We start from the raw sequence: 24,787 nt of genomic DNA, 5'->3' as shown, positions 1-24,787 counted from the left end.
CGGTCGACATAGATGACAAGCGCCGCCCATACCATAGTAGGCGAGTAGAAAGAGTAGCGGCGCTCATCCTCATGCCCTCACGCGAATTTTGTCATCGGCGACATAGGTGGGTTCGTCTTTAATAGTTTCAGTCTGGACAGGCTCGATCGTGCGGAAAATCCGTTCATAGGCTGCGAGCAAGACTGGTGCTGAGTGTTCCCATGAAAAAGACGATAGGATGCGCTGGCGTCCCACCTCGCCCATAACATGCCTCTTTAGGGGATCATCCAGCAGAGAAACGATCTTTTCACCAAAGTCGCGAGCGTCATTTTGGGTCGCATAAAGCGAGGCGGCGCCGGCCGAGACCTTACCCTCCCGCGTCTCGAATTGTACGATTGGCTTCTTCAGTGTCATGTATTCCAGGATCTTGTTCATCGTCGACAGATCGTTCATCGGCGTGACACGATCCGGATTTATGCAGACCTCGGCCGTATTGAGCATATCAAGCATCACATCGTCAGATGCTCGCCCGGTAAACGTAAAGAACTGTGAAAGACCACGTGCCTCGACGTTGCGGATGATCGTCGGAAGTTCTGGGCCACCGCCGACAATACCGAAATGAATATCGGTGCGTTTCAAGTTGTTGACTATATGGTCGACGGCATCGACCAAAAGATCCATTCCCTCTTGCTGGCCGATTACGCCGACATAGCCGACCAGATGAGCAAAACCTTTCTTGAGCGCAGGCTTCGGCGGCCTGATCTCAAGCTTCTCAATCTTTGGCCCGGAGCGAACGATAAAGACGTCATCGAGATCCATCCCTCCACGACCAACGGCGATATCGCGGTAGGAGGCATTGGTGGCGATTGAAATGGCGGCCGATCTGAAGGTTAGTTTTTCAAAGAATCGCGTCATTCTGTAGAGAAAACCACGCTTTCCGAATTTTGCCTCAAACAGCTCCGGGCAGATGTCGTGGTGATCGAAGAGGAACTTGACACCGAATGGCTTGAAGACCCATGCGATCAGAAAGATCAGATCGGGCGGATTGCAGCCGTGAATCACATGAAATCCATGCGTTCGACGGATTTTCATGGCCAGACGTAGTTCATGGTAGAGGGCGGCAGAGTATTCTCGCAGATAACCAAGCAGGCCACGCGCATCGAGCGGAAGCGGATGGCGGTAAATGTGAATTCCGTCAACTTCCTCGTAGAGAGCTTCAAACCCTTTTCCCGTCGGGCAGATCACCGAGACAGTGTAACCTGCCGCCCGTAACGTTGTTGCCTCCGACCAGACACGCCGGTCGAAGGGGACAGGCAAGTTCTCGACAATGATTAGGACACGCCGGTCGAACGATCGGTCAATAGCGGCATCGAAGTCCTTACCAGTTAACACCTGCATAGCGCCCTCCCAACTCTTCAACATTGTTCAGGCGGACGAGATCATAGAGCTGTTGATCGTCCCTCAAGGTCGCAGGCAACGTGTGAAATTGCGGATCTGAATTGCCGACAACCAGAATGTCGCCATGGGCGGAGACCCGGTCGAAATCGTCGACGAGAATGCTCGATATATGCGGAATAACGTTCAGAATGTGCTCACGGTTGGCGCCGTGGAGCCTCGCGAAGTTGACGAAGCGATCGTAGATCAGGATATCCATGCCCTTGCCCAGCAGTCGCTCGACTAAGGTTACCTGCGGGCTTTCGCGCAAATCGTCGGTTCCGGATTTGAAACTGATACCAAAGAACGCGATTTTGCGCTTGCCATAAGCCATGATGTCGTCAAACGCTCGCGAGATCTGCTCCTCGTTTGAGCGCAAGACACTGTTGAGAAGTGGCAGAGCCAGATCGAGTTCACGCGCCTTATAAGAAAGCGCTCGCACATCCTTTGGTAGGCAGGATCCACCGAAGGCAAAGCCCGGCATCAGATAACGTGATGAGATATTGAGCTTCTCGTCCTTGCAGAAGATGCTCATCACCTCGTGGCTGTCTATGCCGACTGCCTTGCCGATGTTGCCGATCTCATTACCGAAGGCGACCTTGACCGCATGCCAGGCGTTGTCTGCATACTTGACGAGCTCGGCAACCTCGACCGAAGTCAGGAAGCATGGAGCATCTATCCCGCCGTAGATTGATGCGATCTGACGCGCCACATTCTTGCTTTCTGCGCCAACGACAATTTTCGGCGGGTTGTCATAGTCATAAACGGCGCTCGCTTCACGCAGGAATTCCGGATTGTTGGCGACATGAATTTCAGCATGCTCGCCCGCGGCTTTGCGTAGAGTGGGAATCACGAGAGACCGCATCGTTCCCGGCAGGATTGTGGAGCGGATAACGACAGTGTGCGGGCTCTTTTTCTCAGCAACCGCCGCTCCGATCTCTTGGCAGACGCGCTCGAGGATATCGGTATCAAGCGAGCCATTTTTGCGGCTTGGCGTGCCAACGCAAACGAACGAGATATCGGTCGCTTCTATTGCATCTTGAACACTTGTTGTCGCCCGTAACCGACCGCTTTCGATAGAGCATTTGATTAGCTCGGCGACCCCTTCTTCAACAACAGGCGACTTGCCGCCGTTGATGATATCGACCTTTATCTGCTGATTGTCGACCCCGACGACGTAATGGCCGTCACGAGACAAACAGGCAGCAGTTACCGCGCCGACATAGCCCAATCCAAAGAGTGAGATTTTCATTTGACCCCCATAGATGACCGCACCGCGCCCCGGTCAACGACACGTGTGGATGCTCCCAAGTCTGACGTGCCGATGTGTGGGGCACGCATGACGAGTGGCAGTTTTCCGCTTTTTTCCCGTTCAATCGCTTCGCAGAAGCGGACCTCGATTGTCATTGTTTGCGGCAGGCGTGCACGCACTTGTGTGGTAATTGCCGTCTTCAGCGTGTGATTTGGCAGGCCGTCCGGAACCGCCAGTACAACGACGCGGTCTGTCTCGATCTGTCTTAGTTGCATCTGCAACAAGCCCGGGATCGAGCGCGGTATGTGGTTCATGCCAATGAGGCGGCTGCCGTCCGGGGCAACAAGATAATCGCTCTCACGCCCATCGACGCGTAGGAAAGGCATGCACCCAAACGCGACTTCAGTTTCGCCGGATGTATCCAGGCTGTTTCGCATGACGATAACATCACCAGTGTCATAGCGAATAAGCGGTTGAGCGCCGTTTCTGAGATTGGTTGCGATCAGGCGGTAACGAAATGCATCATCGCTATCGATCGCATGTAGTTCGACACGACCATATGCCGGCATGAAGCGCCAGGCGCCGGCCTCTAATGCATAAGCGAAGCAGACCCGCTCAGCCTGGCCGTAATAGTCAACCACACAGGCGCCGAATAGACTCTCGGCCCTCGCTCGGACGTTGTCGGCAAGCACTTCGGATGAGGACAAAACAACGGGCACATGCATGCGCCGGCCATCCCGTTCGAAACAAGCAATAAGCATCTCCAAGGCAGACGGATAGACCCAGAGAACCTTCGGCGAAAAGGCTTGCAGAGCATCAATGAAGGCGCTTGCTGTTTTTGCGTTGAGATGGGCGACCGAAAATTGAAGCGTCCGGCCATTTCCGTCGATACGCCAAAAAGGAGGGCTCATGTCCGAGGGATCCTTGATCGCGCCACCGCGCAAGACAGCGATCCGATCGCGGCTGAAGTCGGCGCCGGCTAGCTCGACCACATGATCGAGCGCGGCTTGCTCGAATACAACAGATGAAAAGCTGCGCCTGAGCGACAGAGGGACACCGGACGAGCCGCTGGTGGCGGCCGCTACAGTCAGGAACTTGGATCCCGCCAGATGGTCATCCGGCTTCGAGCGGAGTTGTTCTTTGGCTAGGATTGGAAAGGCCCCAATTTCCTGGCCTATCAAGCTCGCGTATGCGGGGCTGCGTGTGGCATCCGAAAGCGCATGTCTCAAAAGGCCCTGCTGCAGAGCCTGCCTTGATGCCAGATCACTCTCTTCGAATAGCCGCAACTGCTTGCGAAAGCCGCGATAAAGAGGCGGAAAGCGGCGAACCAGCGCATCACCGAGCGATGCCGTTTTCAGAGGCGCAATAACTCCGTTCATCGACGTCTCCCGACGGATGCGACAACTTGGTTAATGAAGCTGTCATAGGCCTCCACCATGTAATCCATCCGCAACGTCTCGCGGCGATCCGCCGCGTTCTCCGCGAGCCGCTTCTGCTCGATGGGAGAGGCGAGAAAGGCTTTCAGTCCGTCATGAAAGGCAGCTTCATCGCCGGCGATGATAAGACCGTCCCGACCATCGGTCAGATATTCGATTTCCGGGCTGTGGAAGTCGTGGGCTCTGGTGATGACAGGCCTTCCATGAGAAAAGGCGTGATTGACAGCCAGCCCAAGATAACCGGGGATGACAACTGCGCGGCAAAGCTTCATTGCTCTCGCCAGGCGGATATCGGTTGGATCGATAGCCCCAAGAAAGCGGATATTAACGGCGCCATCAGCAAATGCTTCGAGCCGTTCACGCTCCTCGCCATCGCCGATGATCAAAATGTCGACCGGTGGCCCCGATATGGTTTGGTTTATTTTCGCAAAGCGGATCAGGCTGTCGATGTCCTTGCGTGGCACAAGGCGTCCGACATAAAGCAGCACTTCAGCATCGGAGCGCAGGCCGAATTCGCTGCGGATCGCCTCATCGTCTTCGTTGGCAACCCGAAGTGACAGCGCGATCTGTTCCTCGACATCGATCGTGTTACGCACAACCCCGATGCGTTCGGCCGGCACACCGATCGACAGTAGGTGAGCTCGTCCCGTCTCCGTATAAGCGATATAGCCGTCACCCAGGAGGGCAAGCCTGTCGGCTGCCCAAAGCGCCAACCGATCCCACAATCCCGATTTGCTGCCGCGATCCCACGAGCCATAGGCTTTCCTATAGCCAAATCCCCACAGGAAAACCGGTCGACGCAGGAGCTTGGAAGCTAAGAGGATGACGAGACTAGACAGGAACTTGAATTCATGGCCGATGACAACGCTATCGAAACGGCCCGATAGATATCGGAACACCGACGTCTGCCAGACGAGGAGCGATTTTTTCACCCTGAACTCTATCGTCTCGACTTCGATATTGTCGAAGGAGAACGGTGGTTCGGCAGCCTGCAACGACGTGTTCGACGGCGGTTTTCCGTGAAAGACCACGTACGTGTTCTCAGAAACTCGAGCGAGCCGATCAAAGAAGCTGCGGCGATATACTGGCACGCACCCCTGATGTAGAATGGCGACCTTATAGTTCTGCGATGGAGCCTGTCCGATGGGAGAATGGCTGGCAGGAATGAGAGACGTCATGTACGCTCTCCGCCCTGACCGTAGTAACCCACACGCAGGAAAAAGGTTAGCTTGCCAAGCGCCGACATGACTTGCATCGCGCAGCGCGCATAAAGTTGCCGGTTGATCAAATAGCTAACAGCGGCCAGTGGCGAGAAAAGCAAAAGCTGAATAAGCGCTTTCGCCGACATTACCATAGCGGCCCGAAGTGGGCGCTCTTTGCGACTTATCCTGACTAAGGTTGTGTTGCGTGCTGTGACAAGCTTTCGGCGCAGAAACGCAGGCAAAGTGGCCTTTTCGTTCGGCCAGAATTCGTGAATGACTGCGTTCGCCACCCAGATAATCTTAAGGCCTCTTAAAAAAGGCCATGGGTGAAGTCTGTATCTTCTCCGCCTGAACGACCAAACCGCGGATTGAAAGGCTGCGTTCCATCAAAGCAGCTTGCTACGCGCAGGATTATATTGCCGGTTCGGGCGGATTCCAGCTGTCCACCTGTCGGCATAGCTTCTCTTTTGCCGTAGAAGAACGGCAATGGATCCCATCCCAGCGAGCTTTTGTTCTCGAAAATGGGATGAACCGGTCCGGTACCCACATCAGCCTGGTGCTCGATTATCGCGCGGTAGAGGTTTCCAAGCCATTCGGGCTCAGCGATTTCATCGTCATCGATGAACGCGAGGAAATCCCCCGTGCGGTCGCGACACCTGCGTTTCGGGCGTGGGAAATGCCGGGTGATGGTGCGTGTATGTAGCGCGGAGCGGGTTCAAGGTCGCAAAGTGACGCTACCCATTCGCGAGCATCGCCAGCGCCAGTATTGTCGACGACAATTACTTCGAAATCGACGTCGACGGGTAGGATTTGAGCATAGACGGAAGCTATGGTCCGTCTGGCCATTGCCTCTCTGTCGAAAGTGCACATGACTATGGAAATCAGTGGCACAGCGCCTGCCCTCCTCTTGGCTCACGCTGACGCTCCCGCGATTCTACGCAGTCAGAATGCCAATCTGAAACAAGTTTAATTGCGTCAATGTAATGTGGAATTGATGGCGTAACGCGTCTAACAGAAAGTAAATTTCTGTATTTTGTTGAGAACCTTGTGTTCTGGGAATAAATATCAGGTTAATGAAATGATCATATGCCAAATACAATTAAATATTAGAGACTCTTGCTATACAGATCAGCAAAATGCCAAATCTCCATTTGATTTTTAAAAATAAATCAACATGAAGATACTACCACTGAGAATAGCGCAACCGCCGAGCCACATCATAGAATGCGCCTCTCAGCTTCTCGTCCGAATTAGCCAGAGAGGCGAGCTCCATATTTGGATCGAAGCTGCTGGTTAGCGAACGGCGGGGACAGAGAAAGCCTCTATCGCAGGTTAAACCCGTCGAACTCGTAAATACCCGCGCATAGCCTAGCGCTTTCAAACGGCGTAACAACTGCCTGTCGAAGCGCCCAAAGGGCACTGAAGCAGTAGTAACTGCGGAACCGAGCACATCCTCGATCTTCTTACGTGCGAAAACGAGTTCGCGCTCAACACCTGCCTGGTCAAGATACCGCCAGTCGACGTGATCATGACCGTGCGTGCCTATTTGCATATGTGCCGCTGCGATCTCGCGGATTTGTGCTGCGGAGAGATAGCCCTCTCGGCCGATGCGATCGGCCAAAACAAAGAACGTGCCACGGCGGCCGTGTTCAAGCAGCGCGGGCAGTCCCACTGTATAGTCGGAGAGATTGCCGTCATCAAAGGTGACATGGGCACTGATCGCGGTCTGCTTTTCGAGAAATTCGAGCATCTCGATTGTGCGGCGGTAGACATTAGCCGAAACAAAGTACTTAAGCTCACCCTGTGCCGGCTCGACCACAGGCGCACCAATTCCATGAAAGGTCAGGTAGAGTGTATTGGCAAGCATTGCTGCACCGATCGGATAAATCTGCTTTATTCTTTAAAAATAAAATATCAAGAAACGGTTTAGCTTATAAATCGTTCAGAGTTGCGGGGTTCTCGCGGATTGAAATAGGATGTTTCACTGCGAAACACGAGATAACGCAATTTATCTGAAGCTGACGTCGATATTTAGATTGATTGGTATCCGAGGGCATTATGCAAGCGATCGTTAAATTTGCGCGCAGACTGCGCGGCTCTCTGCTTGCCAGGAATACGGTCGTCTATACTTTCAACTTCGGCATTCAGTTGGTCATCCAGTTTGGCTACTTCATGTTGATCTCGCGCTATCTCGGTGCATCTGACTATGGTGTGTTCGTCACGCTTTCGAGTATCAACGGCATCGGTGTGCTTTTGGTCGGCCTAGGCAGTGACCATGTCATGATCCAGCGCTCGGCAGTTGATCCGGCGAATTTCAGCCGCTATCTCGGACATAGCGTTGCGATGTCCGGCCTGACGATGCCGGTTGCCGGTGCAGCTGCAACGATCATTGGTTACGCTCTTATAGGCGAGCACCTCGCCATATCGTCACTGGTTGCTTTTGTCGGTGCGCATCTCATCTTCGGACGCGTCGTTGCCGTTTGCGCCAGCACGTTCATGGCCCGCGACAGGGCGGACCTGCAGTTTCTTGTCAATGTAGGGCTCGCAATCCTGCGATTACTCTTCCTTACGATGGCGATCGTGATGGAGCCAGATCTGACACTCGACAATTGGGCTTGGTGGTATCTCTGTGCGTCAGCGTTGGGCGCCACCGTTGCGGTCGCTCTCGTCCGTTTCACCTGCGGGCTGCCTACTCCGGCCGTCATCCGGAGGGACATCGCGCTTGGCCTTCAATACTGTTTGGAATTCGTCGCCGTCGGCAGCGTTGCTGACATCGACAAGCCGGCTGTCGCGCATGCGTTAGGTCCTGCCGTCGCAGGTCAGTATGCAGCAGGGTTTAAGATCGTCGATGCAGCCTCCGCACCCGTGCGGGCGCTACTTTACGCGACCTATACCCGCCATTTTCGCAACGCCTCGGCAAGCTCAAGCGAAAGCGTGCGCTTTGGGCTGCGTTTAGTGCCACTCTCGCTCTTACTCTCGGTACCGATCGCTGTCTTTCTCTATTTCATCGCCGATTATCTGCCTTTCTTAATCGGTCACGAATATGACGGGACACCAGACATAATCCAGCTGCTCGCGCTCCTACCGCTTCTCATGGGGCTTTCGGGCATCGGAGCCGATCTTTTGCGCGCAGTCGGGAAACAGAATATCCGCATTGCTCTTCTCACGATTGCCGCCCTTATCATGGTGCCTGCCGTCTGGGCCGGCGCATTGCTCGGCGGCCTGATGGGTGCTGGCCTAGCCCGGCTTCTGGTTCAGGCCACCCTGGTAGCTGCGACTTGGCTCGTCTTGATGAAGGTCGAGCCGGTTGAGGGAAAGCCGGAGGAAACGGTCGCAGCCTAGGAGAGCTTCCTGTCAAGGTAGATCAGGGCTGCTGACGGTCTATTCTATCAAGATATGGTTGTCGTCATCTTGTTTTGGCCGTGGTGCAGGTCGCGTCATCGCCCATAAGGAAAGGGAATATTGTGGGGATTGCTCACAGCACCATCACCCTTGACCGGGCAGACGGAATTGCATCTCAGGCACCCGCTGCAGCTTGCCCTGTCAGCTTTTCAGGCAATCCTGGACTGTTCAAACCGGTTACCACTGGTTGCGCAGGTCGCGACATAAGCGTGCTGTTTCTAAGTCCATGGGGCATTGACGAGCTTGGCACGCGCCGCTTTTTCCGGATCATTGCCGAAGATCTTGCGAACGTCGGTATCGCCAGTTTGCGTTTTGATTATCCGGGCACGGGCAACGCGCTGGATCGAGCGGATACCTCGATTGACATTGATTGCTGGACAAGGGCTGCATGCCAAGGCGCAGACGCCTTGCTCAGCCTGTCCGGCGCAAGGACCGTGGTTCTCGTCGGCTTCGGGCTCGGTGCAGCTATTGCGGTAAAGGCAGCACAAACGGTGGAGAATCTGGCCGGTTTGGCTTTTTTGCTCCGGTCGTCGTTGGCAAGCGCTACCTGCGAGAACTGTCTGTTTGGTCGACGATGATTGACGAAGGCGTTGGCGTCCCAGCACATAGGCGCGACCCGATGCCGGGATCAATTGCAGGCCTGACGCTGCCGGCGGGAATCGTGGCTACCCTTCAGGAGTTAAATGCGGAGCTGTTTGAGGCGGCGGCAAACGTGCCGATATTCCTCGCAGCGCGTCCCGAGAGCGCGTCCGATCGCCAGTTGCGTGAGCGGCTTTCGACACTTGGCGCAACGCTTCAAGACTGCGCTTTTCCGGATTATGATAGGCTGGTCGAAAATCCGCACGGCCAGCGTTTTCCGAAGACTTTGATGAAGGATTTCATCGAGTGGATAAAAGCCGTTCCTGAAGCAACCAATCTGATCGACGAGGTACCCGCACCTCCAGCGGCCAGTGCCGTTGTCACCGATGGCACAGTGCGTGAGACTGCGGTCAGAATAGGAGAAGGAGATAAGCAGTTAATCGGCACCATGTGCGAGCCCGAGAATAATGGGACGATCGTGACGGTAGTGCTTTTGAGTACTGCTTACGACCACCAGGCAGGATGGAGCCGGTCGGGCGTGGAGCTTGCCCGTCGTCTTGCAGGGAAAGGCATCGCGTCACTTCGTTTCGATAGCGCCGGCGTAGGCGACAGTCCGCCATTTTTCGGTCGGCGCGATCAGGTCGTCTACGACGATCAGCAGATCGCCGACCTGGAAATTGTTCGCTCCTTCCTCGATACGGTCGGCCGAACCGGACCGGCCCTGCTTTACGGCCGCTGCAGCGGCGCATATGTCGCGTTCCGAGCGGCGGCCCAGGACATGAGATGGGCAGGCTGCATAGCCGTCAATCCCTACATCTTTCGATGGCTTGGCACTCCCACTGAAGAAGTTGCACGAAGTGCGCCGCGGCCGCTTTCCGACTATTCACAGAGGGCCTTACGGATTGATACGTTCTACCGACTAATCCGAGGAGATATTAATGTCGGCGCAGCAGTCCGCCATATTCGTACCCGTCTTGCCCAGCGCCTTTCCAATCTCCTAGCGCCTTTGCTTGGCCCGTGGATGCCAACCGAACGACTTAACAAAGCAGTGCATGCTGATTTCCGGAGCCTGTCACGGCGGCAGGCGGGCACCCGCCTTGTCTATAGCGCCGGCGATGTGGGCCTCGACAATCTCTACGCCCATTTCGGGAAGGGTGCAGTGAAACTAACGGCCTTCCCCAACACAGAACTGCATATCATAGAGGACACCGATCACAACATCACCCCCAAAGCCAGCCGCGATGTGCTCTACGGAATTGTCGAACGCGCCGCACTCGACGTGGCATATGGGAGCCCTTGAGTAACGTCGTTATAAATACTTTTATCAGGCTCATTATTCATTTCATTTACCGTATTCACGCGAGAATTTCGCTAGGATCATTCCATTTAAACTTTCTGAAGAGGTGACAGATAGAGATTTCGGAGATGAGGGGCTCAGACGAAATCCATGCTTAAGTTGCAAGCGATAGCTCATGACGGACTGGACTCGGCAGCCGAGCTTCTGTGCCAAGGATTTCCATCGCGTTCACCTGGCTTCTGGCAGCGAGGCCTAAAACGGCTGTCCGACTATCAGGAAACCGCGCGGGAAGGACCGATTGGCAGCCTGCTGATGGCGGGCGAAGTGCCGGTTGGCGTGCTCTTGACGATTCCGCGACGCGATGCCGATACGGATCGCAGAATCGTCAATTTGTCGGGTTGGTATATACGCGAGGAGCATCGCTGGTTTGCACCGCGAATGCTGCTTGCGGCGTTATCCGATACGAACGCTGTCTATACCGACCTAACTCCATCGGCTGCAGCCGCAGCACTAAATGATCGCCTCGGCTTTAAGACAATAAGCTACGACGTTCATCTCCTGCCGCTGCCCGCACTCGCAGTTGTCGGTCGTGCCCAAGGGCGCCTCTTATCGCTTGAAGAGCTGCCGTCGGGAGTAATCTCGAACGGCCAACAGAGAGACCTTGAAACGCACCGCGACCTTGGCTGCATAGTCATCCTCTTGGAGATCAACGGTAGGTGCCATCCCTTGGTGTTTGATACATTCAAGCGTAAGGGCATCTCGATCGCTAGGGTTATTTACGCCGAGAGCAACGAGCTCATCATCGACAATCTTCGGTTACTGGCGCGCCATCTCATCGGCCGCGGCGTGCCGCTTCTCAGCCTCAGAATGCCAGAACATTTGAAGCCTCCCCTATCCTGGATCTGGAGACGTGGGCTGCGTTACCAGGTCAAGGGAGATTGGGACGAACATAAAATCGATGAGCTCTATTCCGAGCGCGTATTGCTTAAAGTCTAGAACCGACCGAATTTGAGGAGAACATGCCATGCCGCATGATGCGATTTCTTCTGCCAGCTTTATAGAAGCCGAGGTGTACGGGTACCTCAATACGCGGTTTCCCGCGCTCGCACCTCTCTTGCCCGACACCGCATTGCTCGAAGGGGCGATCGATTCCTCGGCTTTCTTGAATTGATTATGTTTCTCAGCGACCGCTTCAAGATTTCGATAGAGGACGACAATTTCGATTTTCAGGATCTTGCAACACCTGCAAGCCTCATCGATTTCGTATCGCGTTCAGCATCATGACTGACGCACCAGTTTTGCTACATCATCTGATCGTTGCTCATGCACAAAGCACGCGGCTGGCGCTGATCGATGGCGAGCGCCAGCTTGACTATAGAGCAATGTATGCTGGCGTCCGCCGCTTTGCCTCGGCACTTGTCAGCACAGAGCTTGAGCGTGGAGATCGGGTCGCGATCTTCCTGCCGCACGGCATCGAGCAATGCCTGACGATCTTTGCCGTCAGCCAAGCAATGGGGGTGTTCGTACCTATCAACGCTCTGTTGCGAGGTAAGCAGATCAGCCATATCGTAGCCGATTGCGGCGCACGGATCGTTGTCACCAATCGTAAGCTAGCACCCATTGTCGCCGAATGTCTGGCCGACGCGCAAGTTGCCATTGTGATGCTGACAGTCGAGGATATGTATGAGGCAGAGCCTCACGCGGTGCCCACTGATACAAATATCGGCGAGGACCTCGCGGCCATCCTATATACCTCGGGTTCCACAGGACGGCCGAAAGGGGTGATGCTATCGCATCGAAACCTATTGGCTGGAACGCGCATCGTTCGAACCTATCTTTCGATCTCCCCACTGATCGCATTCTCTCGGTTCTGCCTTTCAGTTTCGATTACGGCCTCAACCAGCTTCTGACTGCGTTGGAGCAGGGCGCCTCGCTTGTCATGTTGAGCTTCCGTTTCGGTGACGAAATCGTCCGTGCGCTGCGCGATCACCGCATTACTGGGCTCGCTGGCGTCCCGACAATCTGGGCTATCCTGACCAAGGCATCACCACTGCTTTCCAAGACCGAACTGCCGGATCTGCGCTATATCACCAACTCCGGTGGCGCAGTGCCCTCATCGACAGTGGGAGACCTGCGCAAGGCATTTCCCCACACCAAAATATTCCTTATGTACGGCCTGACAGAAGCATTTCGCTCCACCTTTCTGCCACCCGAAGAGCTTGATCGGCGCCCAACATCGATCGGCAAGGCCATTCCCGAGAGCGAAATCTTCATTGTCGGACAGGACGGCAATCGCGCCAAACCAGGCGAGGCCGGGATTCTCGTTCATCGAGGTCCGACCGTTTCGCTGGGATATTGGAATCGGCCGGAGGAGACGGCGAAAGTACTTCGTCAAAACCCACTGCGCACGCGAGACAATGGTGGCGAGATCGTTTGTTTTTCCGGCGATCTTGCCGTCGAAGACGAGGATGGTTTTTAGCTTTATCGGCCGCAATGACGCGATGATCAAATCGTCAGGGTACCGCATCAGTCCGTCTGAAGTCGAAGAGGCAGTGATGGCGACCGGCCGTTTTCGTCAAGTTGCGGTTATCGGTCTGCCCGATGAGTTTGCGGGGCAGAAGGTTCATGCCGTTGCCATCCCTCTTGATTCCGGCGTGGACAGGGCAGTGATCCTGCAAGCAATATCGGCATCACTTGCGCCTTTTATGGTGCCGCGTGACCTTGAACTGGTCCTAAGCCTGCCGGTGACTCCGAACGGTAAGGTTGATTATCGCGAACTAGTCAGGGAGCGGATAGAACGTGGCTGATCTTATCCATGCGGCCGATCACGGCCAGGTGCTCGCTGCCAACCTTTTTGAAGTCCATGGTGATGACCTTGTCGCCGGCGGGCTTCATGTGCGCCAGATCGTCGAGCAGACGGGCTCACCTGTCTATATCTATGATGGTCGCATCATGCGCAACGCCTATCGCAATCTCTCCGTTGCGCTCGATGGTTTTGCGTCCATCTACTACTCGGCAAAGGCCAATCCGGCCAAAGCGGTTATCGGCCTGTTTGTGGCGGAAGGAGCAGGCGTTGAGATTGCGTCGCTCGGCGAATACCGGTCCGCCATTTCAGCCGGTGCCTCACCAGATAAGATCATCTTTGCTGGTCCGGGTAAACGGCGCCAGGAATTAGAGACCGTCATTGCAGAAGGCATCGGCGAGATCCATGTCGAAGGTTTCGACGAGATCGAGCGACTTCGCTCAATCAAAAAGCCTGTGCGGGTGTCTATCCGTATCAATCCGGTGCCAGCTGTCCAGGCTGGTGCGATGCGAATGGGAGGAAAGCCGACCGCATTCGGTTTTGACGAGGAAGATCTTGATGCCGTAATTGCAGCGATTACGCAGGTGCCGAATGTTGAGTTGGTAGGCATTCACGTCTACGGCGGGACGCAGATCCTCGATGCATTGGCGTTGATTGGTCAGTGGCGACATTCAATCGATTTGGCGAGCCGCGTTGCACGCATGCTGGGACGCCCCCTCGCGACGATCGATCTCGGCGGGGGACTTGGAATTCCGTATTACGCCATCGACACACATCTTGATCTAGACGCCATCGCCGCAGCCATACCTGATCTGAGAAGTTTGATGGCCGCCGACCCGCTTTTAAGCCAGGCACATGTCATCGTCGAACCCGGCCGATTTCTGGTCGGAGAGGCTGGTCTTTATGTGAGCGAAGTGAATGCGGTGAAGGTCTCGCGAGGGACGCGCTTCGTCGTCATGGAAGGGGGAATGAACCATCACCTTGCCGCCTCCGGCAATCTAGGACAAGTGATAAAGCGCAATTATCCGGTCGTGGCTCCTGCACGCATGAGGGATGCTGTGCACGCACCCACCACCCTTGTCGGCCCGCTATGTACACCGCTTGATACGCTCGCTCGTGATGCCCTCATGCCCGACCTAAAGGTTGGAGACCTCGTAGCCGTCCTGCAGTCGGGTGCCTATGGCGCAACCGCCAGCCCCTCCAACTTCCTGTCTCATCCGCCTGCTTATGAGGTTTTGGTGGAAGATGGACAAATTACGCCTATCAAGCGGAAACGTTGTTAGACGGCCGGTTAAAAAGGAGCGGAGGTCGCTATGATGAGGAATTTCCGCCGTTTCAAGCGGATGCTGAGAACGGATTTCGTTCTCTATCTGAGAACGCCTGGCAAAAAGTCTCTTATTCGACAGTTTCGTGAGATCTATAGTCTCTATCGCCTTTATGACTATCTTCCGTATCAGTATCTAAAGCACGGTCTTTATCTGCGCAAATTCGGACCCGAGATCGATAATTATCTCCCGACCGAGCTTTTGCACATGACGCGGGATGCGGCCAATGGCCGAGCTGACCTACGGAATGTCGAGGACAAACTGATCTTTGAAAAGACGATTCTGCGCGGCCGACCTTTTGTCGACAAAAACTCTGTTTCGTGTAGAGCGCGGCCATATCGCCGACATGGCGGGAAATCCCCTTACCTACACCGAATTTGTCACCGCTCTTGATCTAGAGCGATTGCCGGACGGCGTCATCATCAAACCGATGACGGGAGGCTCCGGCAGCGCGGTCTTCAAGTTGCATGTTGTCGAGGGTAAGCTCACGCACAAGGGAGAGCATCTTGATCAGTTCGGGTTTGAGCATTTGATCTTTTCGACCAATAACGGAGGCTACTGGACGGAATTCGCCGTTCAGGAGACGATCAGCCAGCATCCCGATATTGCCAATTTTAACCCAACCTCCGTCAACACGGTTCGCATCGATACATTCATCGATGCCGAAGGCGTGGTTCAATGCAATGCGGCGGCGCTCAAGGTCGGCACCAGGGGCAGCATCGTGGATAACTCCAGCGCTGGCGGCTTCATGATCTCGATTGATCTGGAGACTGGTCGATTGATGAGCGGCGCCAAGCAAGAGGCGCAATTCGGTGGCCAGTATCATGACATTCACGATGCTTTCCGGATCGAGCCTGAAACTTTTATCATTCCCTTCTGGCCGCAAACGCGCGAAGCGGTGACGAAAGCGGCCGAAGCCCTCGCTCCGTTACGCTCACTCGGCTGGGATGTGGCCATTACCCCGATCGGGCCGCTCATCATCGAAGCCAATGCGGATTATGGGATCGATGTCCTGCAGGAACTCGCCGGCGGCTATCTCGGCAAGCCTCTCGGACAGGCATATCTGCGCCAAACGAGATGACTGATGTCCCAACGCCACGATGCTAGCTACCTTCCGGGAGGCACATCTCGCGGCATGCGACCACTCCGGCTCCTCAGGAAAGCGTCAAAGCGGCCGCACAAGTACGACACCGGCGTCCGGCTTGTCGTAAGCCTCAGCGGGAAATGAACCAGTCTTCGATATGTCGCAGCAGAAGCTCGATATCGCTTTCGCCGCGGATCACCATCTTGATCAATTGCTCCGCCGCCTCGGTCGCGGTGTCGTCGAGCAGCGGAAGGTCGTGATATTCGCAGAAGGCATTGAGCGCCGTTCGTACTAGTCTGAATGCTGCTCCGTCGAGAGCCATTTTTCTTCTCTTCTCGGTATTCCAAGCACCCGATTGCTTCTGCCAATCGGGCGCGGTTTTGCCGTTTGCTATCGTGAAAAGGGCTGCGGCGGCTTAGATGCCTTTCTCTCCCTCGATGACGCTGACGCTTGCGGTGCGACCGGCGACCAGGACGGTGCCTGCCGGAACGTCGTCGAGTGCGATGCGTACCGGAATGCGTTGTGCCAGCCTTACCCAGCTGAATGTCGGATTGACGTTCGCGAGTGAGCCGCTGCTGTCGGACCGCTCGCGGTCGGCAATCCCCGCGGCTATGCCGACGACATGCCCCTTGAGGATGCCGGACGTGCCCATCAGGCCGACATGAACCTGATCGCCGAGCTTGATCCGGTCGAGCTTGTTTTCCTCGAAATAGCCGTCGACGTAGTAGGAATCGCTGTCGACCAGCGCCGAAACGGCCGAACCTGCCGAGATATAGTCGCCGGGCTGCAGCGAGAAGTTGGTGATCACACCATTAACCGGCGCCCTCACCGTCGAGCGCTCAAGATTTAGCCTAGCGGTATCGAGAGCAACCAGCGCCATCTGATAGGCGGCCTCTGCCTGATCGGCCGATGTCTGCGCCTGATCTATCTTCTGGCGTGTGACTGACCCATCCCCCAGGCGCTGATAGAGCGCGAGATCGGCGCGGGCCTGACGCAGCGTCGCGGCGTCGCTTCCCAACGCGGCTTCGGCCTGGCGCTCGGCGAGCGTGAAACGCGCGTTGTCGATCTTGAAAATGACGTCACCGGCCTTGACCGTCTGGTTGTCATGGACGCGAACGTCGCTGACGATGCCCGAGACGTCGGTCGTCAGGCCGACGACATCCGCCCGGACCTTCCCGTCCCGGGTCCAGGGCAGGTTCATGTAATAGTCCCAGATATGCATGCCCAGAACGCCGGCAATGCCGACGACGACACATGTGAGCAGGATGCGGCCTGATGCAGCAGCGAGAGTTTTCATAGGATCACCTTGTCAGCCGTCTCGACGAGGCCGGCCAGAATGCAAACGAGAATCGCCATGTCGAACAGTGGCCGATGCCAGACGAGCGTGTAGAAGCCGACCCGATCGAGAAGCCTGCGCACGAGGACGCTGATGACGTAGGCGACAAGGCCGAGCATCGCGACCGTCGGAACGAACACGCCGTAGATGTCGAGTTCGGGGTTCATGCTGCCTGCTCCAGGGATTGGCGCCGCGGGGTCGGGTCAAAATCCTCGGCGGCGGGAAAGAGGGTGTAGCGCAATGCGGCGCATGCCCGCGACGCGTCGGCCGCAGCACCCGATCGCGCGTCGACAAGCAGGTCGAGGCATCGATCCAGTGCCTGAAGCAGGCGCATGTCGGGGAGTATCGGAGCGGCACTGCGCACCTTTCGGTCGTAGTAGCCGGCCATCTCTTCGACAACCCGTCCGACCAGCGCCCGTTGCTCCGTGGTGAGCGAGGCGATAGCCCGCTGCAGCTCGATGAGATTGAAGCCCGCCCTGAGATCCCTGAGGATGTCCTCACCGTGAATATGTGAGCTTTTCGGCAGCGCGTTGATCCGTGGCGAGAGCAACGCTAGCCGGTCGAGCATCTTGTGCAGCAGCCGGGTGAAGTCGCTTTTTGCATCGGCACGCGCGACTTCACGAATGTCGCTCCAGCCGGCGCGCAGCAGCCGCTTCGCGCTCCACTCTGTGCCGACCGTCTTGACCAGTACCGTGACAACCAGCGCCAGCAGCATTCCGGCAATCATTGATATGTTCGAGTTGATGAAACTGGCGGCATCGAATGTCGGCCGTGCGGGCAGGCCCAGCATGTTGGGCAGGCTGGTGCCGATCGACATGCCGATGAGGAAGGTCTGCGGCTTTGCCGCGAGCAGGCCGACCGGAATGCAGACGATGGCAAGCACGGCCATCATGGCGCTAAAACTGGTGATCATCGGTGTGACGGCGAACTGGATGACGAAAGCGATGATGGCCGTAAGCGTGCTGGTCGCGATGAAGGTCGCAATCACCGGTCTGGCATTGTCCATCGCCGCGAAGAAGCTCATCATGATGGCGCCCATCAACACCATGCCCGCGCCTGATGACCAGCCCGTCACGATCCAGATGAAACAGCCAAGGCTGGTTGTCAGCGCCGCCGTGACGCCCGAGAAAAGCGCCATCGTCGTGTCGGTGTGCATCGGTTGTTCACGGCCGGTAAAGCCGAGGCGGGCAAGTAGGCGAGTTCGGGTTCGCTGCGGTTCTATGCCATTTTTCAGGTCAATGCAGTCGCTCCAGGTCTGCACGAGGTCCTGCAGGCGGAAGGCCAGGTTGCGCGACAAGATACCCGACCACGTGCCTTCTGCCGCACCCGTTCGGGCGACGCTGTCCAGACGGGCCCAGAGCGCTTCGCGGGCTTCTTCCGAAAGCGCGGTCTCCGTCTTCATCCAGGTCGCGACATCCTCCATCGCGCCGCAGACCTCGGCAGGAATTCCGGGGCGTGCTTTGCGGAAGGCGGCGAGGACGTCGCCGATGCCGGAAATTACCGGCAGAAGCGCCACCATCATACGCTGCAGTTCCCGCGACAGATAGGCTGCCCTGCGGGAGTTTCCCGTGTCGAAAGCCGCATGCGTCGTAAACAGCCTGATATCCGTTGCTTCGGCCGCGAGTTTTCGCGACAGGGATGTCACGACATCCGGCGCTTCGTTGTGGTTTAGGACCTGGCCGGCAAGCTTGCCGACATCGGCAAGCCAGCCATCGACGCGTCGCGACAGAACGCCATTGGCGGATTTCGGGAAGAAGGCCGTGTTGAAGAACAGTGTGCAGATGATTGCGACGCCGATCTCGACAATACGCGCCGTCGCATAAGTGAAGGCTGTGTCCGGCGCATCGACCACCGGGAAACTCGTCAAAGCCACGGTATAGCCGGCAAGCATGAAGGCGTAGCCGCGCGGCGACCGGTCAAACAGGCTGACGAAAAGACAGGTGCCGATCCAGAGAGAAACGACGATCGTCAGGATTTCGGGGGAATTGACGAGGTTGGGGACGAATACGACCGTCGCGGCACCTCCGACAGCCGTGCCGACAAGCCGGTAGAGCGCCTTGGACCCGCTGGCGCCTGCGAGCGGATTGGCGATGATATAGACACTCGTGAATGCCCATTGCGGCCCCTGCAGGTCGAACGTGTAGCAGATCAGCAGCGCAAGAACGCCGGCCGCAAACGTCTTCAGTGAGAAGACGACGTCTTCACTTGCAGGATTCAGCAATTGCGATTGCCAAGCCATCTTACTTGCTCGTTACTGTTTTTGCCAAAGACCTTGCCGGGCATTGGCCGCGGGCCAAACGCAAATCGGGTCGCAGGGATGATATCCGCGACGGGTTCGCATCGGTCTGGGCGTGAACGGCAGAGGCGACAGAGGTCACATGGCCTCCGCATGGTCGCGGATGCCTGCGTTTTGTCAGTTAAATAGTTCACATGTGTACTATCATCAAGTCACTAATTTGCGTAAACCGATGATAGAGATAACGGTATGAATGCGACGGATCGCCGCAATGCGACCAGGAACGGCAAGATGGACGATCAGAAAGCGGTCAAACGTGGCGCCACCTCAGCCCTGCTCCAGGGGGCGATCCTCTGGCGAAGACTGGCGGAACGGGCGCTGGTGGCGGAAGGAATTTCGGCTGCGCGCGCGGATGTGCTGATATGGGTGGGAAGGCTCGGAGGCGGCTTGCGGCAGGTGCAGCTTGCCGATGCGATCGGGTCTTCGAGCAACGCCCTCGTGCGGCTTCTGGACGAGTTGAGCGCAGCAAACCTGATTGAACGGCGGGTCGATGGAAGCGATCGTCGGGCCAATCTCATCTGGCTGACATCGGAAGGTCAGGCGATGGCGGCAAGAGCGGAGAGCGTGCTGGATAACCTGCGCGAGGACATTCTGAGCGACGCTCCCGCTGATGATCTGAAAGCTCTCGTTCGAGTTCACGAGATCATGACCGCGGCTCACGTGAAGCGTTCGGGCGATTGATCCTCGCCGCATTTGGAATGGCGCTTCCGGCCGGAATAGAGTTCCAGCGTCCGTTAGGGCCACCGTTTATCAAGGCAGCACATCAAATTTTCGTGGCAGCTTGACCATTGGAGGCCAGTAGGAGCACGATGGATGGGGCATGACTCTGGCGGCGTTAGATTGGGCGTCGGGCATGCATATTCTTCGCAGTCGCAGCAGTGATCAAGCGTCCCCTGCCCGCGGAATGACTTGGCGACGACCGTGACGGATCGAGCGTGAAAATCATATCTGGTTATCCAAGGTTGTGCTCGTGCGAGCAAACCCGGCGATTGATGAAGCTGGTTCATAACTTCTATCGGGCACGACCGACTAAACAAATCGTCCAAAAGACAGGATGATTAAGTTTGGTGCGCCATATGCGTTTGAATGGGGCCCGAGTTGGTTCGGTGCGAACGAACTCGTCCAGCCGGCAATTTTCGAGGAGAGCTTCCTATGCAACTTCGTATCAACAACACGATACACGAGGTCGATGCCGATCCGGATACGCCACTTCTGTGGGTAATCCGAGACGATCTCGGCATGACGGGCACCAAATATGGATGCGGGTTGGCGCAATGTGGCGCCTGTTCCGTGCTCATCGATGGCGAAATCGTCCGTTCCTGCGTGACGCCCATCCAGAGCCTCGCCGACCGTTCCGTCACCACGATCGAAGCGATCGAGGCCGATCCGGTCGGTGAAAAGGTCGTTGCAGCCTGGGTGAAGCATCAGGTTCCGCAATGCGGATACTGTCAGTCCGGCCAGGTGATGGCCGCAACCGCCCTCCTCAAGCAGACACCAAACCCGACCGCGGACGATATTGCCGCTGCGATGGTTAATCTCTGTCGATGCGGCACCTACAACTTCATCAAGACCGCGGTCAATGAAGTTGCAGGTATCGAGGAGGCCTCGCTATGAACGAGATCTTCCGCAAGGACACGTCTTTGAACGTGTTTCCGGACGGCGAACCGGTCAACCTCTCCCGTCGAGGCTTTCTGCTCGCATCGGCCGGAACGGCTGCAGGCGCGCTGGTCATCGGCTTTGGAATGCCGGTGCGCCCCGCGCGCGCAGCAGGCAGAGGCAGCGATTGTACCCGGCACCCGCGTGCCGGCGTTCCTTGAAATCCGTCCGGACAATACGGCCCGGCTGATGAGCCCATTCATCGAGGGTGGTCAGGGCGTCATGACGGCGATGGCGCAAATCGTCGGCGAGGAAATGGACATGGATCCAGCTTCCTTCACCGTCGATCATGCCCCGACCGGACCGGACTATCTCGTCGTCTTCGGCAAGATGCGTATCACCGGCGGCAGCATGTCGGTCCGCACCAGCTACGACACGATGCGCCACCTCGGGGCCTCGGCTCGCCAGATGTTGCTCCAGGCGTCGGCGACACGGTTTGGCCTTCCCATCGAAGAACTGACCACCGAGCCGGGCAAAGTCATTCATGCGGCTTCCGGGCGCTCGCTTTCCTATGGCGAAGTCGCAGCCGAAGCGCTCGACCTGCCCATCCCGGCTGCAGGCAGCGTCAAGCTTCGTGATCCGAGCAAGTTCCGCTGGATCGGCAAGCCCGTGCAACGGCTCGACGTCCTCGATAAGTCGACCGGGCGCGCGCAATATGCAATCGACGCCAAGGTGGATGGCATGTTGCATGCCGCCGTCCAGCATGCGCCGCGTCTCGGCATGACGGTGGGACTGATCCGCAACGAAGACGCGATACGGGCAATGAAGGGCGTTCATTCGCTGCATCGCCTGCCCGGCGCGGTAGCGATCGTCGCCGAGCGTTGGTGGAACGCCAAGCGTGCCGCCGAGGCGCTGCAGGTCGACTGGCAGGAAGCTGACGGCAAGCCCATCGTGGCAGGATCAAGGATCATGCCTGCGGACTTTTCAACCGAAGCCTTTGCCCAACGTCTCGCGACCGAGCCCGGCACGGGCAAGGATGCCGAAGTCGAGGGCGATGCAGCCGGCGTGCTTGCATCGGCGGAGAATACGGTGTCTGCCACCTATCACAGCCAATATCTCCACCACGCTCAGCTTGAGCCGCCATCCACGCTTGCACGGTTCAACGACGATGGAAGCCTCGATCTCTGGATGCCCAATCAGGCGCCCGAGATGTTCCAGGCCGATATCGCCAAGACATTCGGCATGGATACCTCGAAGGTCAACATTCGCAGCCCGCTGCTCGGTGGCTTTTTCGGTCGCCATTTCCTTTATGCCGCCGCCAATCCCTTCCCCCAGGCAATTCAGCTTGCCAAGGAGACGGGCCGCCCCATCAAGCTGATCTGGAGCCGCGAGGAAGAGTTTCTGCGCGACCCGATGCGGCCGATGGCGGCCGTGCGTTTCAGAGGTGCGCTTGATGGCAACGGCATGCCGGTGGCGATCGAGGCGATCAGCATCTGCGAAGGTCCCGCCGAAAGCATTTCCGGCCACAACCCGGACAAGATCGACGAGACGGCGGTCGAAGGGCTGACGGGCAAAGCCTATGCGATCCCGAACAAGCGGATTGCCCAGATCTATGTCGAAAACCCGACCATGCTTGCCTACTGGCGTTCGGTCGGCAATTCGATGAACGACTTCCTCTACGAGTCCTTCCTCGACGAACTGGCGGACAAGGGCGGCAAGGACCCTTATGAGCTGCGCCTGCAGCTTCTGAAGGACAATGCCCGCTTGACCACTCTCCTGAAGTCGGCCGGAGAACTCTCCGGCGGCTGGAAAAGAGGGCCGTTCACGGCGGAAGACGGCACGAGGCGAGCCCGCGGCGTGGCCATGGCATCGCCGTTCGGCAGCCATACCGCAGCGATCGCGGAAGTTTCGATCCAGGCCGGCGAAGTGGTCGTCCACGATGTGTGGCAGGCGATTGATCCCGGCAGCATCGTCAACCCGGCAATCATCGACGCACAGATCCATTCCGCAGCCGCGCTGGCCGTCTCCCAGGTTTTGCTGGAAGAGGCGGTCTATGAAAAAGGACAGCCTGTCGCCCGCAATTACGATCTCTACCCCATCCTCCCGCCAAGCCGAATGCCGCGTGTCCACACGCGGATCGTCGAAAGCGGCGAGAAAATGGGCGGGATCGGCGAGCCCGGTCTTCCGGCGGTGCCGCCGGCTGTTGCCAACGCGGTCTCGACCCTAACGGGTCAGCGCGTCCGCAGCATGCCCCTCTCCCACTATACGTTCGAAAGCTAGGACGGTCCCTGACCGAACTGTCTTGCCAGCCTGGCCGGAAACAATGCGTTTCCGGCCAGGCTTCCAGCAAGGCACGCACCCGTAATCCCACCATCTACAGAGGATGGACTGTCCTTGAAAAAGCTCCTTCTTTCGCTTCTCGTCATCATTGTCGTCGTTGCGGGCGGACTGACGTGGTTCGTCCGCCACGCTCCCTCGTCACCTTTCGACGACAACAGCACGGCTACAAGCGCTGCGCCCGACCTGATCGTCCGGGGTGAAATGGTTGCCCGCCAGGCCGATTGTGTCGCCTGTCATAGCCTGCCCGACGGCAAGCCCTTTGCCGGCGGGCTCGAGATGGGCACGCCGCTCGGCTCGATCTTTGCCACCAACATCACCCCTGATAAAGAGACCGGAATCGGCAACTACTCGCTTGCCGATTTCGACCGTGCGGTCCGCCATGGCGTGACACCGGATGGCAGGCGCCTCTACCCGGCCATGCCCTACCCGTCCTACGTCAAGATATCCGATGATGATATCGAGGCGCTCTACGCCTTCTTCACGAATGGCGTGCAGTCGGTCAACGAGGCCAACAGGCAAAGCGGTATCGAATGGCCGCTGAACATGCGCTGGCCGCTGGCATTCTGGAATGCCGTCTTCGTGCCCTCGGGCACCTATCAGCAGAAGCCGGGACAGGACGAGCAGTGGAACCGTGGCGCCTATCTGGTTCAGGCGGCCGGTCACTGTGGCGCCTGCCACACGCCACGCAGCATCACGATGGCCGAAAAGGGACTGGACGAAACAAGTTCCCGCTTCCTGTCGGGCGCGCTTCTCGACGGCTGGTACGCACCGAGCCTGCGGCAGGACCACAATACCGGCCTTGGCCGATGGAGCGAGGACGACATCTTCGCCTTCCTAAAGAACGGCCGCAACCAGCATGCCGTTGTTTTCGGTTCGATGACGGAGGCCTATAACAACTCGCTGCAATTCATGACAGATGAGGACCTCCGCGCGATCGGTCACTATCTGAAATCGCTGCCAGGCGATGCTTCCCGGGACGGCACGCCATGGACCTATGCCGCGGCCCCTGCCGGTGCGGCACGCAGCGCACCCGGCGCCCAGACCTATGCCACGCGGTGCGGCTTCTGCCACGGACCGGATGGCCGCGGCCAGAACCAGTGGATTTCTCCGCTGGCCGGTGCCGCTTCCTCGCTCATCGAGCATACGGATTCGCAGATCAACGTGACCCTGAACGGATCAGGCCGCGTGGTCACGGATGGTGTCCCGGATGCCTATCGCATGCCGCCTTTCCGCCAGCAGCTGTCGGACAAGGAGATCGCCGACGTGCTCACCTATGTACGCTCCGCCTGGGGCAATCATGGCGGGCCGGTTAAGCCGGAAGACGTCAGCGCGATGCGCGAGCATACCGATCCGGCCAGCAGCAACCCGATCGTGCTGCAGATGCGCTGAGGTCGCAGAACAGACTTTGAGATGCCCGGACGATATT

The 24,787-nt window shown here is 57.3% G+C and carries 20 protein-coding genes and 3 pseudogenes; 12 read left to right on the top strand and 11 right to left on the bottom strand.

Annotated features, from left to right (window positions below; translation table 11 throughout):
• Positions 1-69 precede the first annotated feature (69 nt).
• The 7 genes and pseudogenes from N7E02_RS02110 to N7E02_RS02080 form a co-directional block, all read right to left on the bottom strand.
• Positions 70-1,377, bottom strand: coding sequence for a glycosyltransferase family 4 protein (locus N7E02_RS02110; protein ID WP_286577872.1), 1,308 nt, complete (start codon positions 1,375-1,377; stop codon positions 70-72).
• Positions 1,358-2,665, bottom strand: a complete 1,308-nt coding sequence (locus N7E02_RS02105) for a nucleotide sugar dehydrogenase (RefSeq protein WP_286577871.1) — start codon at positions 2,663-2,665, stop codon at positions 1,358-1,360. The genes N7E02_RS02110 and N7E02_RS02105 overlap by 20 nt, the downstream gene beginning before the upstream one ends.
• Positions 2,662-4,044, bottom strand: a complete 1,383-nt coding sequence (locus tag N7E02_RS02100; protein ID WP_286577870.1) for a phenylacetate--CoA ligase family protein — start codon at positions 4,042-4,044, stop codon at positions 2,662-2,664. The genes N7E02_RS02105 and N7E02_RS02100 overlap by 4 nt, the downstream gene beginning before the upstream one ends.
• A complete protein-coding gene (locus tag N7E02_RS02095) occupies positions 4,041-5,132 on the bottom strand; it encodes a glycosyltransferase family 4 protein (protein ID WP_286577869.1) in 1,092 nt (363 codons plus the stop codon). The genes N7E02_RS02100 and N7E02_RS02095 overlap by 4 nt, the downstream gene beginning before the upstream one ends.
• A gap of 143 nt (positions 5,133-5,275) precedes the next feature.
• Positions 5,276-5,593: a hypothetical protein gene (locus N7E02_RS02090; protein WP_286577868.1), complete on the bottom strand. Its 318-nt coding sequence runs from the start codon at positions 5,591-5,593 to the stop codon at positions 5,276-5,278.
• A 20-nt stretch (positions 5,594-5,613) separates the two neighbouring features.
• Positions 5,614-6,149 (bottom strand): annotated as a pseudogene (locus N7E02_RS29360) (glycosyltransferase family 2 protein).
• A 337-nt stretch (positions 6,150-6,486) separates the two neighbouring features.
• A complete protein-coding gene (locus N7E02_RS02080) occupies positions 6,487-7,170 on the bottom strand; it encodes a polysaccharide deacetylase family protein (protein ID WP_286577866.1) in 684 nt (227 codons plus the stop codon).
• A gap of 173 nt (positions 7,171-7,343) precedes the next feature.
• On the opposite strand from N7E02_RS02080, the gene N7E02_RS02075 reads away from it, so the two are divergent.
• The 8 genes and pseudogenes from N7E02_RS02075 (at position 7,344) to N7E02_RS02040 (ending at position 15,790) form a co-directional block, all read left to right on the top strand.
• Complete coding sequence (locus tag N7E02_RS02075) at positions 7,344-8,645, top strand: lipopolysaccharide biosynthesis protein (RefSeq protein WP_286577865.1); 1,302 nt, start codon at positions 7,344-7,346, stop codon at positions 8,643-8,645.
• Positions 8,646-8,725: 80 nt separating this feature from the next.
• On the top strand, positions 8,726-9,283 hold the full coding sequence (locus N7E02_RS02070) for an alpha/beta fold hydrolase (RefSeq protein ID WP_286577864.1): 558 nt from the start codon (positions 8,726-8,728) through the stop codon (positions 9,281-9,283).
• A gap of 41 nt (positions 9,284-9,324) precedes the next feature.
• Positions 9,325-10,584 (top strand): alpha/beta fold hydrolase, encoded by a 1,260-nt coding sequence (locus N7E02_RS02065; RefSeq protein WP_286577863.1) that lies wholly within the window; start codon positions 9,325-9,327, stop codon positions 10,582-10,584.
• A 147-nt stretch (positions 10,585-10,731) separates the two neighbouring features.
• The gene (locus N7E02_RS02060; RefSeq protein WP_286577862.1) at positions 10,732-11,577 is read left to right on the top strand and encodes a hypothetical protein; all 846 of its coding nucleotides are present in this window, start codon (positions 10,732-10,734) and stop codon (positions 11,575-11,577) included.
• A gap of 28 nt (positions 11,578-11,605) precedes the next feature.
• Complete coding sequence (locus N7E02_RS02055) at positions 11,606-11,752, top strand: hypothetical protein (RefSeq protein WP_286577861.1); 147 nt, start codon at positions 11,606-11,608, stop codon at positions 11,750-11,752.
• A gap of 109 nt (positions 11,753-11,861) precedes the next feature.
• A pseudogene (locus N7E02_RS02050) lies at positions 11,862-13,388 on the top strand (AMP-binding protein).
• Positions 13,381-14,667 carry a type III PLP-dependent enzyme gene (locus N7E02_RS02045; protein ID WP_286577860.1) on the top strand — a complete coding sequence of 429 codons (1,287 nt, stop codon included), beginning with the start codon at positions 13,381-13,383 and terminating at the stop codon, positions 14,665-14,667. The pseudogene N7E02_RS02050 and the gene N7E02_RS02045 overlap by 8 nt, the downstream one beginning before the upstream one ends.
• A 310-nt stretch (positions 14,668-14,977) precedes the next feature.
• Entirely contained in the window at positions 14,978-15,790 is an 813-nt protein-coding gene (locus N7E02_RS02040; RefSeq protein WP_286577859.1) for a sugar-transfer associated ATP-grasp domain-containing protein, read from the top strand.
• A 133-nt stretch (positions 15,791-15,923) separates the two neighbouring features.
• On the opposite strand, the gene N7E02_RS02035 is transcribed toward N7E02_RS02040, so the two are convergent.
• From N7E02_RS02035 to N7E02_RS02020, 4 genes are all read right to left on the bottom strand, one after another.
• Positions 15,924-16,115: a hypothetical protein gene (locus tag N7E02_RS02035; RefSeq protein WP_286577858.1), complete on the bottom strand. Its 192-nt coding sequence runs from the start codon at positions 16,113-16,115 to the stop codon at positions 15,924-15,926.
• A gap of 93 nt (positions 16,116-16,208) precedes the next feature.
• On the bottom strand, positions 16,209-17,090 hold the full coding sequence (locus N7E02_RS02030) for an efflux RND transporter periplasmic adaptor subunit (protein ID WP_286577857.1): 882 nt from the start codon (positions 17,088-17,090) through the stop codon (positions 16,209-16,211).
• Positions 17,087-17,296, bottom strand: coding sequence for a DUF1656 domain-containing protein (locus N7E02_RS02025; protein ID WP_286577856.1), 210 nt, complete (start codon positions 17,294-17,296; stop codon positions 17,087-17,089). Before N7E02_RS02025 ends, N7E02_RS02030 begins: the two co-directional genes overlap by 4 nt.
• Positions 17,293-19,350, bottom strand: coding sequence for an FUSC family protein (locus N7E02_RS02020; protein ID WP_286577855.1), 2,058 nt, complete (start codon positions 19,348-19,350; stop codon positions 17,293-17,295). Before N7E02_RS02020 ends, N7E02_RS02025 begins: the two co-directional genes overlap by 4 nt.
• A gap of 306 nt (positions 19,351-19,656) precedes the next feature.
• Between N7E02_RS02020 and N7E02_RS02015 the strand changes: the two genes are divergently transcribed.
• The 4 genes and pseudogenes from N7E02_RS02015 (at position 19,657) to N7E02_RS02000 (ending at position 24,750) form a co-directional block, all read left to right on the top strand.
• Positions 19,657-20,106 (top strand): MarR family winged helix-turn-helix transcriptional regulator, encoded by a 450-nt coding sequence (locus N7E02_RS02015; RefSeq protein ID WP_286577854.1) that lies wholly within the window; start codon positions 19,657-19,659, stop codon positions 20,104-20,106.
• 471 nt (positions 20,107-20,577) lie between these two features.
• On the top strand, positions 20,578-21,039 hold the full coding sequence (locus tag N7E02_RS02010) for a (2Fe-2S)-binding protein (protein ID WP_286577853.1): 462 nt from the start codon (positions 20,578-20,580) through the stop codon (positions 21,037-21,039).
• Positions 21,036-23,301 (top strand): annotated as a pseudogene (locus tag N7E02_RS02005) (xanthine dehydrogenase family protein molybdopterin-binding subunit). Before N7E02_RS02010 ends, N7E02_RS02005 begins: the two are co-directional and overlap by 4 nt.
• A 114-nt stretch (positions 23,302-23,415) precedes the next feature.
• Positions 23,416-24,750, top strand: coding sequence for a c-type cytochrome (locus N7E02_RS02000; protein ID WP_286577852.1), 1,335 nt, complete (start codon positions 23,416-23,418; stop codon positions 24,748-24,750).
• The last annotated feature ends 37 nt before the right edge of the window (positions 24,751-24,787 follow it).

Origin of the sequence: Terrirhizobium terrae, assembly GCF_030323265.1 — a bacterium.
Lineage (GTDB): Bacteria > Pseudomonadota > Alphaproteobacteria > Rhizobiales > Rhizobiaceae > Neorhizobium.
This window is presented reverse-complemented; position numbering and strand designations above follow the sequence as displayed.

Coding starts and splice junctions, on each gene's coding strand:
- N7E02_RS02105 (WP_286577871.1), bottom strand. CDS start 2,665: ATGAAAATCTCACTCTTTGGATTGGGCTATGTCGGCGCGGTAACTGCT.
- N7E02_RS02110 (WP_286577872.1), bottom strand. CDS start 1,377: ATGCAGGTGTTAACTGGTAAGGACTTCGATGCCGCTATTGACCGATCG.
- N7E02_RS02015 (WP_286577854.1), top strand. CDS start 19,657: ATGGACGATCAGAAAGCGGTCAAACGTGGCGCCACCTCAGCCCTGCTC.
- N7E02_RS02035 (WP_286577858.1), bottom strand. CDS start 16,115: ATGGCTCTCGACGGAGCAGCATTCAGACTAGTACGAACGGCGCTCAAT.
- N7E02_RS02025 (WP_286577856.1), bottom strand. CDS start 17,296: ATGAACCCCGAACTCGACATCTACGGCGTGTTCGTTCCGACGGTCGCG.
- N7E02_RS02060 (WP_286577862.1), top strand. CDS start 10,732: ATGCTTAAGTTGCAAGCGATAGCTCATGACGGACTGGACTCGGCAGCC.
- N7E02_RS02100 (WP_286577870.1), bottom strand. CDS start 4,044: ATGAACGGAGTTATTGCGCCTCTGAAAACGGCATCGCTCGGTGATGCG.
- N7E02_RS02055 (WP_286577861.1), top strand. CDS start 11,606: ATGCCGCATGATGCGATTTCTTCTGCCAGCTTTATAGAAGCCGAGGTG.
- N7E02_RS02065 (WP_286577863.1), top strand. CDS start 9,325: ATGCCGGGATCAATTGCAGGCCTGACGCTGCCGGCGGGAATCGTGGCT.
- N7E02_RS02030 (WP_286577857.1), bottom strand. CDS start 17,090: ATGAAAACTCTCGCTGCTGCATCAGGCCGCATCCTGCTCACATGTGTC.
- N7E02_RS02010 (WP_286577853.1), top strand. CDS start 20,578: ATGCAACTTCGTATCAACAACACGATACACGAGGTCGATGCCGATCCG.
- N7E02_RS02080 (WP_286577866.1), bottom strand. CDS start 7,170: ATGCTTGCCAATACACTCTACCTGACCTTTCATGGAATTGGTGCGCCT.